Below are 11,733 nucleotides of genomic sequence, written 5' to 3'. Positions count from 1 at the left end.
TTGTATGATACATATTACCTGAGATGGAGGGAAACCACTGTGGAAAAGTTGCGGGTTCGCGACTTTTAAAACATTAACTGGGAAAATCTGATTGCAGAAATAGAAGACATGGGGCCAAGTGAAAGCCGGAGTTGAGAGAGTAATCTGGTGGTAATTCTCCTGCACTTGCTTAAATGGCAATTTAAACTGGATCAAAGAAGCGGTAACATTTCTAAAATCTAAAATATAAAATCTAAAATGGATTGATTTTCTGCCAGATGAGATGATTCAAGGGTAGTATGGCAAAAAACTTGATCGCCTCCTGGTAATTGACATTAAATGCACCTGCTGGCAAAAATCTCCCCCAGCAGGCGGGCTCAGCGAAATTATAAAAAAAGTATTTATCCTCTTGACATTTACGAAAAATAATGATATTTGAATATATTGTGAAACTCGTACTTTTCCCTAGCATCAACTCCAAACCAGGGTAAGTTTTCAAGAATCTGCCTTAAATATCAGTGGTAAGCTATCTGAATTATTATTGAAATGCAAAACGACACAATAGTAGCAGTACCGCTAACATCAAATTATGTCTGACTCTCCTCCATCCCAAATCTCCCCAGAAGCAGCACCGGAAAGTGCTGCTACCGAAAACCGCAGTGCCAAAACTAGGCAACTGTTGGGCATGAAAGGGGCCGCTACCGGGGAAACTTCCATCTGGAAGATTCGCTTGCAATTGATGAAACCGATTACCTGGATTCCCCTAATTTGGGGCGTGGTGTGCGGGGCGGCGTCTTCTGGAAACTATGTTTGGAACCTAGAGAATTTCTTGATCGCAGCAGCTTGTATGTTGATGTCAGGGCCGTTGCTGACCGGGTACACTCAAACTTTGAACGATTTTTACGATCGCGACATCGACGCCATCAACGAGCCCTACCGTCCGATTCCCTCCGGTATTATCTCGATTCCCCAAGTAGTAACGCAAATTTTGGTATTATTAGCGGCTGGCATTGGGGTGGCTTATGCTCTAGACTTGTGGGCGGGTCATGAATTCCCAATAATGACGGTTTTGACTCTCGGCGGCGCGTTTCTAGCTTATATCTACTCTGCGCCCCCGCTGAAACTCAAGCAGAATGGCTGGTTGGGAAATTATGCCCTGGGTGCTAGCTACATTGCCCTGCCTTGGTGGGCTGGTCAAGCTTTGTTTGGTACACTAGATCCCACCATTATGATCTTGACCCTGTTTTATAGTTTGGCAGGGCTGGGGATTGCGATCGTCAATGATTTCAAAAGTGTGGAAGGCGATCGGCAATTAGGGTTAAAATCTTTGCCAGTGATGTTTGGCATTAGCACCGCAGCTTGGATTTGCGTGTTGATGATCGACATATTTCAAGCTGGGATTGCAGGCTACCTGATCAGCATCCACCAAAACCTTTACGCTGTCATTCTGCTACTGCTGATAATTCCCCAAATTACTTTTCAGGATATGTACTTTTTGCGTAATCCCCTGGAAAATGATGTTAAATATCAGGCAAGTGCTCAGCCTTTCCTGGTTTTGGGTATGCTGGTAGCAGCCTTGGCACTGGGTCATGCGAGTTAAGCAGAGTTTTGAGGTTTGAGTTAAAAAATTTTGAAGACAAAAAATATAATTCACTTCTCAAAAAAATACCAAGCTCTGCAGCGTTAAGAAAAGTTTTGAATTTGGAGTTTTGAATTAAAAAGTTTTTAATTCAAAAAATCTAATTCAAGGCAGCGTGTTATTCAATAAAAAATGTCGAATTAAAAATTAAGAATTTAAGAATGCTAGCTTTTTAAATTTTTAATTTTTAATCGGACTTGATGAGGTTTGAAGGTCTGAACGTGGCAGAATTTTTCTCAAATATCAAAGATACATTGAGCAAAGTCACTAACGCAATAAGCGGTAATTCCGATCGAGAACCGCCGAAGCCTGCGAAGGGCAATAAGCTCAACTCGCCGAAATCGGAGGCGGAATTTTATAGAGGGACAACGGCGGAAAGATCGGAGTATGTGGTATCAGAAGAGGCTGCACCTCTAGAAGAGTCGGAATTAGAATCAGAATATTTAGAATCAGAATATTTAGAACCAGAATACGATAGATATCCAATAGTCAAGCGCGAGTGGGAAGGGTTGAAGCGCTTAATTGCTTGGTTGGAAATTGAACCTCAAGTTACCAGCTTGCAAACCAAGGGAAAAGAATTGTTGCGGCCGGGATCAAGTTTGCTGGGAACTAAATCACCCCAAAAATCGGATAGTAGCGAATTGCCTGAAAATAGCGAATCGCAGAACACCGAACTCCCGAGAAATACGGCACTACAGGAAAATAGCGCACCGCAGGAAAATACTAAAAAACGGATCTCCCGCCCGCCTAGATTTTGGATAAGTTTAGGTGTTGCCAGTATAGGCGGGGGCGCTTTAATCTACGGTTTATGGATTTTGTATACCTTAAACAAAGGTTTGCCGGATGTTAACGATTTGTCAGCGTTTAACCGCGACGGAACGCTGACAATTAAGGCGGCAGATAATACGATTTTGTTGCAGTCGGGGCCTGCAACTAGAGATAAACTGAAACTTAAAGAAATTCCTGAACAGTTGGTTCAAGCTTTTATTGCCATAGAAGACCGCCGTTTTTACAAACATCGCGGGGTGGATTATCAAGGTATTGTGCGATCGATTGTTTCTAATTTGGTAGCGAGAGATTTAGTGCAGGGCGGCAGTACAATTACGCAACAATTGGCTCGGGTGGTTTTTCTTAATCAGGAAAGAAGTATTAGGCGGAAAGTTCGGGAAGCTCTTTTAGCTCAGAAAATAGAGCGGGAGTTGAGTAAAGACCAAGTTTTAGAAAGATATTTAAATCTGGTTTATTTGGGTTCGGATGCCTACGGAGTGGCAGATGCAGCTTTGGTTTTCTTTAGCAAAACAGTCGATAAATTAACTTTGGCAGAGATGGCAACTTTGGCGGGTTTGCCGCCGGCACCGAGCGAATATTCGCCTTTAGTTAATCCGGATATGGCTAAGAAACGCCGCAATCTTGTGCTACAAGAAATGCAGGAAGCGAAGGTAATTACAGAGGTTCAGGCGAAGGAGGCAATGGCGGAACCTATAGCGGTTAAACCAAGTCCGCCGAAGCGATTTAATGTAGTGGCGCCTTATTTTGCTAGTTACATTCGGAAGGAATTGCCGCGCTATGTTTCTCAGGATGCTTTGGAAGCGGGCGGTTTGACTGTCGAGACGACGGTGGATTTGAAGTGGCAGAAAATAGCGGAAAAGGTGGTTAAAGATGCGATCGAAGTTGATGGCCGCCGTCAGGGTTTTGAACAAGCCGCTTTAGTTTCTATGGACACTAAGACCGGGGAAGTTAAGGCGCTGGTAGGAGGTGGAAATTTTAAGGAAAGTCAATTTAACCGTGCTACGCAGGCTTTGCGACAGCCCGGATCGACGTTTAAAGGCTTGGTTTATGCAGCAGCGATGGCGGCTGGTTTTTCTCCCTATGACAGTTACGAAGACGAACCAATTATTATCGACGGCTATCAACCGAATAATTATGGCAAAAAATTTAGCGGTTGGCGATCGATCTCTGATGCTTTGACGAGCTCGGTGAATGTCGTAGCTGTGAAGGTGTTGATGGATGTGGGGTTTGAACCGGCGATAAAATTAGCCAACGATATGGGGATTAAGTCTAAATTGAGTCCGATTTATTCCCTGGCTTTGGGTTCTTCAGAGGTGAATTTGCTGGAGTTAACTAATGCTTACGGTACTTTAGCCGCCCAAGGGAATTTTATTGAAGCCCACGGAATTAAGCGGGTGATTAATCAGCGGGGAGATGTGATTTATCAGGCTAAATTTAAACCGAAACGGGTTTTGGATAAGGATAGTGCTGCGATTACGACTTGGATGTTGGAGGGCGTTGTGCAAGAGGGTACGGGGGCACCTGCTGCTTTAAACGATCGCGCTGTAGCAGGCAAAACTGGTACTTCGGAAAACGTGCGGGATTTGTGGTTTATTGGTTACATTCCGCAGGTGGTGACTGGCGTTTGGCTGGGGAATGATGACAATTATCCCACCTGGGGAACTAGCGGTACGGCGGCCTATAATTGGCGCGATTTTATGAGTCAAGTTGTTAAGGGAATGCCGATAGAGAAGTTTCCGAAGTTGCCGGAGTTAGAGGGCCGCAAAGGCAGTATTAAGGCGAAACCGGTGGAGCCTAAGAGGATTATTCGGGGGATGATTGTGAATGAGGATGGTGCGATCGTACCTTACAATCCTAATCCTGAACCGAAGTATTACCCACCGCAAGAGCCGGCTTATCAAGAGCCTGCTTATGAAGAACCTGCTTATCAAGAGCCGGCTTATCAAGAGCCTGCTTATGAAGAACCTGCTTATCAAGAACCGGGATATTAAACTATCGGTTTGGAGTAAGGACTTTACTGCTTTTTCAAGTGCTTTAGCCTCAGCATAAAAAAGCCGTCCATGTGATGTCTGTGCGGCCAAACTTTCACCCATCCTTCGGGTGATGGCTGTACGGGTAAATCAATTGTTGGCGGTTCTATTTGCCAGTGAGGATTGCTGTCTAAGAACGATCGAATAACTGTTTCATTTTCCAAGGGATGAATTGTGCAAGTTGCGTAAACTAATACGCCGCCGGGCTTGACAAATGTCGCTGCCTTTGCTAGCAATTCCGATTGCAGTTGAGATTGTTGTTGAATGTTTTCGGGTGTGTGATGCCAGCGGGCGTCGGCGCGGCGGTGGAGGGTTCCGAGGCCAGAACAAGGTGCGTCTAGTAAAACTCTGTCTGCGAGGTTAACAAACTCTGGGAAATGGCGGCTGTCTCCGGTATGAATTTTAATCGATTTCATCTGGAGTCTGTCTGCATTTTCTTTAAGTTTTTTGAGTCTGCTGGCGGTTTTGTCGCAGGCATAAATAGTGCCTTCATCCTGCATTAATTCGGCGCTGTGGGTGGTTTTCCCCCCCGGTGCGGCGCAGGCATCGATGATAGTTTCCCCGGGCTGCGGCCCTAGTAAATGGGTGACTAATTGAGCGCTGCTGTCTTGGATTGTCCACCAACCTTCGCTGTATCCGGGGAGGTTTTGGATTGCGCCGATGCTGCCATTTAGTCTTAATGCTTGTGGCAAGTTGGGGATTCTGCTAATTGAAATGTTTTGGGCTTGGAAGGCAGCTTCGATTTGGGCGATCGAGCTTTTTAAAGGATTGATTCTCAGGTCAATTGTGGGAGATTGGTTGAACCATTCACAGAGTTGTTCGGTTTCGGTTTCGCCTATTTGTTCGATCCACAATTTTACCAGCCATTCGGGGAAGCTGTGCAAAATTCCTAGGCGTTCAACGGTTGATTTATAATTAGTAACTGTTAATGGGTTTAAGCCGTTATCTGTTAAACGGATGTATTGGCGCAACAAACCGTTGACAAAACTGCTGAGTCCAGAAAAGCCGTTTTCTTTTGCTAGTTGAACGGTGGTGTTGACGGCGGCGGAGGGGGGAATCTGGTTGAGATATTCGAGTTGATATAACCCTAAATGTAGGAGGGTACGGAGTTCGGGCGGTTGTTGGGAGGATTTCTTTGTTGCTAGTTTGTCGATGATGAAGTCGATCGATCGCATTCTCCTGACGCTACCGTAAACTAATTCTGTGACTAAACGCCGATCGAGGTCGTTGAGTTGAGAATTGCCGAAAGCGCGATCGAGTGCGGCATCTGCGAATGCACCGCGGCGGTGGACTTCCCGGAGTGCGAGAAAGGCTATTTGGCGGGGATTTTGCATGGCGGCTTGCTGATAGGTCAAGTTATTATAGGTTGTTTGAGGATTAAAAATAAAAAATAGAAATCACGGCGATTGAAATCGCATCTATACAAACAAAGATAAGACGGCGATTGAAATCGCGCCTATACAAACGATATCCGCCTCTGCGGACGGAAGAAAATAACCCGGTTTTAACCGCCCGGTCTTTTTTGTTCAAATTTCGTCGGGATTGATGCCCATTTCTCGCAATTTCTCGGATAGGCGATCGGCTTTTTGCTGTGCTAACTCTTTATCTTGCCGTTCTTGTTCCATTTGTTGCTGTGTTAGTTCCATTTGTCGCTGTGCTGATTCCTGTTGTCTTGACAACTCCACATAAGACAAAAACTTCTGTCCATCAGGCCGATAAATTTCCAAGTCTCCCGATGCAGTTTGAAAACGGATCTGCAAACGCGGACTCACCCAACCATCCATTAATTCAATATAGTTGAGTTTTCCATCAGAACGCAGCCAACCAATTAATTCATTATCCTCTGGACTGTAGACATAATATTCTTCGACTCCATAATCCTGGTAGAAATTAAACAGCTTAAACAGTGCTCCGATTCGATTTCCAGGCGAGAGGATTTCAAACACAACTTGCGGGGCGATATTATCTTCAAGCCACTGTTGGTAGGAACCTCTGTAACCTTTCGGTCTGCCAAACACTACCATCGTATCAGGCGCTTGGCGAGTTTTGTTATCGCCTTCGACGGGATACCACAGCAAATCACCGGCTACAAAGACATTTTCGTTGTCTTTGTATAAGGCATCTATTCCGCCTTGAATGGTGACAATTAGTTCAAACTGTTTGGTATTGTCTGACATGGGTTTGCCGTCGCTGTCTGGGTAGATGATTCCTGCTGAGGTTTTAGTTGGAATTGTTGCGGTCATGGGGATGAGTCCTTTGCTAGCAGCATCAATTTCTATTTTATATCTATTTTATAGGACTTACGCATGGGGCCCAGAAACCGGGTTTTTTTACGAAAATACTTCGTTCGTACTCGAAGATTAGGTAAAAAACCCGGTTTCTTTGTGGGAGTGCGTAAGTCCTGTTTTACTTATTCGGGTTTTGTTGACACCAATGGTTCTAATAAATTGCGTTCTTCTATGGGGAGTTCTAGCAAAACTCGTCTGTCGCCCTTTGTTTCCTTATAGCGGACTGCCGCATTCAGCAGGCGGATGGGAATTTTGAATTCATCGTACTTGCTGGTTAGTTCTTGCCACAATTCTAACCAAGTGCGTGCGGCTTTGTCGCTTACCATTTCTGACATTAGCGCGGGGATGTTTCGCACAATTCCCTGTCCTAAGACTGAGAGATATTCGTGTTTTTCGTAAACTGCAATTAGGCTGGTGATACGAGTTTGAGTTATCGTTCGAGCGTGGGCGATCGCGAATAGGTTTTTGATAATTAACTTGGCATCATCTGCCTCAGCTTCATCGCCTGGTTCTAGGCGGTGGAATGCGTCGTCTAAGGCGGCGATGCCTTCATCCCAGCGATTCAATCCGAGAATGGCAATGGCACGGTTGAAAAAGACAGATGAATGTTGAGAACCCAGTTCGATCACTTTGTCGCAAGATATTAAAGCTTCTTCATAGCGGCCGAGATTATCCAGCGTCCAGCCTCGGCTAAACCAAGCCCACTCATAATTGCTGTCAAGTTCGATCGCCCGATCGTAAGATACTAAGGCTTCTTCATAGCGTTTGAGGTCGTCGAGTACATGACCTCGCTGAACCCAATCCCACTTATCATTGGGATCCAGTTCGATCGTCCGATCGTAAGATACTAAGGCTTCTTCATAGCGTTTGAGGTTGTTGAGTAAATAGCTTCGCCACCTCCAAGCAAACTTATTATTGGCATCAAGTTTGATCGCCCGATCGTAAGATACTAAGGCTTCTTCATAGCGTTCGAGGTCGTTGAGTAAAAGACCTCGAAGAAACCAAACCAACTGATAATTGGCATCAAGTTCGATCGCCCGATCGTAAGATACTAAGGCTTCTTCATAGCGTTCGAGGTTGTTGAGTACATCGCCTCGATTAGTCCAAGCCCACGGATCATTCTCGTCAAGTTCGAGCGCCCAATCGTAAGATACTAAGGCTTCTTCATAGCGTTCGAGGTTGTTGAGTACATCACCTCGCATACGCCAAGCCCACTGATAATTGGCATCTAGTTCGATCGCCCTATCGTAAGATTCTAAAGCTTCTTCATAGCGTTTGAGGTTGTCGAGTACATCGCCTCTGCTAGCCCAATCCCACGGATCATCCTCGTCAAGTTCGATCGCCCGATCAAAGGATTCTAAGGCTTCTTCATAGTGTTTGAGGTTGTTGAGTAGATAACCTCGCTTAGCCCAATGCCACGGATCATCCTCGTCAAGTTTGATCGCCCGATCAAAGGATTCTAAGGCTTCTTCATAGCGTTTAAGACTTTCGAGTACATCGCCTCGATTCGCCCAAGCCCTCGCATAATTGGAGTCACTTTCAATAGCCTTATCTAAACATTCTAATGCTTCATCGTAGCGTTCCAGGCTATTTAAACAGCGTCCCTTTTCTCCCCAATCCCTTGCCTCGCCGCGACTTGCTACCAATTTTTCCGCATATTCTAAAGCCGAAACATAGTCTTTCTGTTCAAAACAATTTTCAATTTCATCAAAATAAGCCTTCAGACGCGGGTCTTCCTCATTTCTCTCAATAGCCTCAAGCGCCCGCGTATAATATTCTCGTTCCATCACAGCATCAGGTGGAATCGGTTTCAAACCTTGCCGATACATAAAATGACTTTCTTTCTCCGCCAAATCAACATCCGTCATCCTCAATCCCAATCGCTGCTGCAACTCTTGCCGCGTATACCAAACCCGAATAAAATCCACAATTAATCGAATCGGTTGATTGCGCTGCTTTTTTACCTCCAGACAAAAACGCATCAAGGGTTCCCGCAATTCATACCACGATTCCCGTCCAATTTCCTCAGTCTTGACATAACCCTTATCTCGCAAATCTTTAAGTTGGCTAGATACAGTTCGCTGCTCGATAAAACAGCGTTTAGCAATTTGTTTGACTGGTGCTGCACCACCTCGATCGCACAAAAAGTCAACAATCTTTCGCTGCTGATTTGATAGATATTTCATCCGATCCTGATAGTATGGCGTGAGGCTATCCAGCATTTCCATAAACGGTTCTACCAATTTATCGAGCGATTCAGGAGTCATCAGAAAAGCCGAAAAAACAATATAGACGCGAGGACTGCCACCAGAAAGGTAATGCACAACTTTAATGCGATCGCGCCCTGTTGGACTTTGAATAAAAGATGCTAAATCACTATTCCCTTCAAACTTGGCAATATGATTTAATAAAGCTACAGCATCATCGAGCTTAAACTCATCTAATTCATGTAAATCAAAAAACTCATAAAAAGGATTATTAGAGAGCTTGACTCCATCAAACAAGCTTTGTGATGTTGCCAAAATTGTCAAAAAAGAATTATTTTGAATATACGCCCTCAACTGCTTCTGCCCGAAATCCCCCAAGCCGCTAAACACGTCCTCTAAATTTTCGACAATCAACAACAGCGCCCGCTTGCCAACAAAGTCTCTCAGCAATTCTGCCGCCTTAAATTCAGCTTGCTCTGGCGACAAATCATAAAGCTTTTCAACATCATCATGTAACTCAGCTTCATATGCTGCCGGATATTCTTTAGCAATTGCCCGGAATATTCCCCGCAATAAATCCAAAAAAGACGCAATCCCCCATTCTTCTTCCTGCAGCCACGCAATTAGCAATTTATCTTGCAAATCTTCCATCTTAGCTACGCGATGATAAATCAGGGAAACCAAGTGCGTTTTGCCAATGCCACGCGGCCCAATTAGTAGTTTAAAATGCTTGTTATCTGTTAGGGCGCTAACCCGAATTAGGTCTACTAAACGTTCGGCTAATGCGTGACGCTGTACTAAGATAGCTTCCAGGGTTTCTGGTGACATCAAGCTAGGAGTAAATCGAGAGATAAATGTATTTTTCATAATATCTATTGGGTTTAACTGGTTCCCCGCTCTGCCGGGGAACCGATATCCAGAGGCTCCGCCTCGCTTGTCTGAAGACTCACGGGAGGCAGAGTCTCCGGCTCTGCGTCCCCAGGCATAGCCTGGGAACGAGAAAAAGGTTGTTAGACAAGGCTTTTACAGCTTGTAAGTCTAACTTACCATAGGTTTTAAATTCATACGGTGGTTTTACCGTATGTTCTTGCATATTTCTCAAAGCAGTGTTAGACTGCCCTTAACAAGCAAACAAGCGCCCCTAGCTGTAACTAGAGACGCTTTCGATCGCTTATGAGTTTTCGGGAGCCACTGGCTGCAACCAGTAGCACTCTGATGTTGTTTATGGTCTATATAGACCGAGGAATTGTCATGACTAATTATAACAGCGAACAGCTCAATCTGTTCACCCAGCCGATCGCAGTTTTGGTGGAAATGGGCTGCAGTGTTGAACGTGCCGCCCAATATACCAAATGCTCAAAAAGCTCAATCTACGACCAGCTAAGGAAAAATAAACCGTATCTGCGACAGGTTCCCACAGGTACGTGGCAAATTTACTCTCTAGGCAAAAAAGATGGCTCAATTATTGTGAATGTTGCCTTCATTTATTCTCCAAAAGATAAGAATTGGAGACTTGCTTGAACTCAAACCTCAAGGCTGCGTTAGTCCAAAGCTTAACGCAGCCTTCTGCCTCTTCGGTTGCTGAGGAAAACAGCAAGCAGAGCCTCCAAATCTGCGTCCCCAGGCAGAGCCTGGGACCAAGAAAAAATCTCAAAAATATTCCTTAAGACTTGTTACAATACACAAAACTTCATACTTTCCCCAACACTGGATGACCTTTTTCAACGCCTCCGAACCCCTAATCCGCTGCAAACAGGAACATCTCGACGTACAAGACCGCGAAGGCCTGTTGCAACTCCGCTGGCAAATCGGAAATATTACTCTTTTCTCAGGACTTTATACCCGCATCGACCAAACTTTTCTGCTTTGGGGTTTGGTGACAGGGGGGATTTTTTTTACGGCTCAGTTTTTCCCCATCAGTTGGAGCTTTCAGGCGATTCTGTGGTCAAGTTTGACTCTAATTGGTACTGCGGTAATGGCTGTTTTGACTTTGTTTTGGGTAAGAGTCGAGCGTGTTAGCTGGATTCTTTACTCTTGGGCGATTTTGATGATAACTGGTTTGGTTGTGACGGATTGCAGTATTTTTGCCGGTTGGGGAAGTTTGTTGCTGCATCTTTGTGATTTGTGGTTGGGGTTGAGTGCGATCGGCTATTTGTTGACGGGACTCGGTTTGCGATCGCGCACTTTTCTCCTGATCGGGCTAACTCATTTATTTAGCATCCCTCTATTAAGTTTTGTTGCACCTTGGCAATATCTAACCACAGGAATAATTATGGCTGGCTGTTTGTTGTTATTGTCCGAATTGCAGTGGGATATGCGATCGCCGATCGACAATACTTTGCTAAGCGCAGAACAGAAAGAATTTAACAAAATTCAACAGCAACTGCGACAGAATGGCGCGATTTTATCCAAATAAATCACAAATGTAAAGAATTCTGTACAATAGCTAACACTTTCCATAAATCGTCCACAATAGAAAGATACAGCATCAATAAAAAAACAAACTTTAACCAGAACAGGAGTTTTGCTGTTTGACCTGTGAATCGCCAACCTAAGGAGAACGGTGTCCGGGAGGCGACTGGCCAACAAATGCTGTACTTGCGACGATAAAAGTTAATTTGGGTTGACAGTAGTGGTTGAAATCAAAATGTGGTGCAGGGTTTTTACCGTTTCCCCTGCTTTGCAGTCTTCTCGGAGAGGCTAAACCCTCTACCAGAACAGCCTGAGGAGATTGGCACAAAATTCGACAGTTTGTCAGGGGGATTTTTGAGTCAACGTGTTTAAGAAAATTGAGAAAATGC

General features: G+C 44.7%; 7 protein-coding genes. 4 read left to right on the top strand and 3 right to left on the bottom strand.

What is annotated here, in order from left to right; genetic code table 11:
• Window positions 1-568 precede the first annotated feature (568 nt).
• Both chlG and QUA57_RS13825 read left to right on the top strand, forming a co-directional pair.
• Window positions 569-1,579 carry a chlorophyll synthase ChlG gene (chlG, locus tag QUA57_RS13830; RefSeq protein WP_333061490.1) on the top strand — a complete coding sequence of 337 codons (1,011 nt, stop codon included), beginning with the start codon at window positions 569-571 and terminating at the stop codon, window positions 1,577-1,579.
• A 239-nt stretch (window positions 1,580-1,818) separates the two neighbouring features.
• Entirely contained in the window at window positions 1,819-4,398 is a 2,580-nt protein-coding gene (locus tag QUA57_RS13825; protein WP_333061491.1) for a penicillin-binding protein 1A, read from the top strand.
• A 23-nt stretch (window positions 4,399-4,421) separates the two neighbouring features.
• Here QUA57_RS13825 and QUA57_RS13820 read toward each other — a convergent pair whose 3' ends face one another.
• From QUA57_RS13820 to QUA57_RS13810, 3 genes are all read right to left on the bottom strand, one after another.
• On the bottom strand, window positions 4,422-5,771 hold the full coding sequence (locus QUA57_RS13820) for a 16S rRNA (cytosine(967)-C(5))-methyltransferase (protein WP_333061548.1): 1,350 nt from the start codon (window positions 5,769-5,771) through the stop codon (window positions 4,422-4,424).
• Between the two features lie 192 nt (window positions 5,772-5,963).
• The gene (locus tag QUA57_RS13815; RefSeq protein WP_333061492.1) at window positions 5,964-6,680 is read right to left on the bottom strand and encodes a Uma2 family endonuclease; all 717 of its coding nucleotides are present in this window, start codon (window positions 6,678-6,680) and stop codon (window positions 5,964-5,966) included.
• Between the two features lie 167 nt (window positions 6,681-6,847).
• Complete coding sequence (locus tag QUA57_RS13810; RefSeq protein WP_333061495.1) at window positions 6,848-9,799, bottom strand: tetratricopeptide repeat protein; 2,952 nt, start codon at window positions 9,797-9,799, stop codon at window positions 6,848-6,850.
• A gap of 384 nt (window positions 9,800-10,183) precedes the next feature.
• On the opposite strand from QUA57_RS13810, the gene QUA57_RS13805 reads away from it, so the two are divergent.
• Window positions 10,184-10,453: a hypothetical protein gene (locus QUA57_RS13805; protein WP_333061497.1), complete on the top strand. Its 270-nt coding sequence runs from the start codon at window positions 10,184-10,186 to the stop codon at window positions 10,451-10,453.
• A gap of 190 nt (window positions 10,454-10,643) precedes the next feature.
• On the top strand, window positions 10,644-11,348 hold the full coding sequence (locus QUA57_RS13800) for a hypothetical protein (RefSeq protein ID WP_333061498.1): 705 nt from the start codon (window positions 10,644-10,646) through the stop codon (window positions 11,346-11,348).
• The last annotated feature ends 385 nt before the right edge of the window (window positions 11,349-11,733 follow it).

Source organism: Microcoleus sp. Pol7_B2, from assembly GCF_036701035.1.
Lineage (GTDB): Bacteria > Cyanobacteriota > Cyanobacteriia > Cyanobacteriales > Microcoleaceae > Microcoleus.
This window is presented reverse-complemented; position numbering and strand designations above follow the sequence as displayed.

What these genes read in the sequence shown, in the direction of transcription:
- chlG (WP_333061490.1), top strand. Translation starts at nt 569, where the DNA reads ATGTCTGACTCTCCTCCATCCCAAATCTCCCCAGAAGCAGCACCGGAA.
- QUA57_RS13825 (WP_333061491.1), top strand. Translation starts at nt 1,819, where the DNA reads ATGAGGTTTGAAGGTCTGAACGTGGCAGAATTTTTCTCAAATATCAAA.
- QUA57_RS13820 (WP_333061548.1), bottom strand. Translation starts at nt 5,771, where the DNA reads ATGCAAAATCCCCGCCAAATAGCCTTTCTCGCACTCCGGGAAGTCCAC.
- QUA57_RS13815 (WP_333061492.1), bottom strand. Translation starts at nt 6,680, where the DNA reads ATGACCGCAACAATTCCAACTAAAACCTCAGCAGGAATCATCTACCCA.
- QUA57_RS13810 (WP_333061495.1), bottom strand. Translation starts at nt 9,799, where the DNA reads ATGAAAAATACATTTATCTCTCGATTTACTCCTAGCTTGATGTCACCA.
- QUA57_RS13805 (WP_333061497.1), top strand. Translation starts at nt 10,184, where the DNA reads ATGACTAATTATAACAGCGAACAGCTCAATCTGTTCACCCAGCCGATC.
- QUA57_RS13800 (WP_333061498.1), top strand. Translation starts at nt 10,644, where the DNA reads ATGACCTTTTTCAACGCCTCCGAACCCCTAATCCGCTGCAAACAGGAA.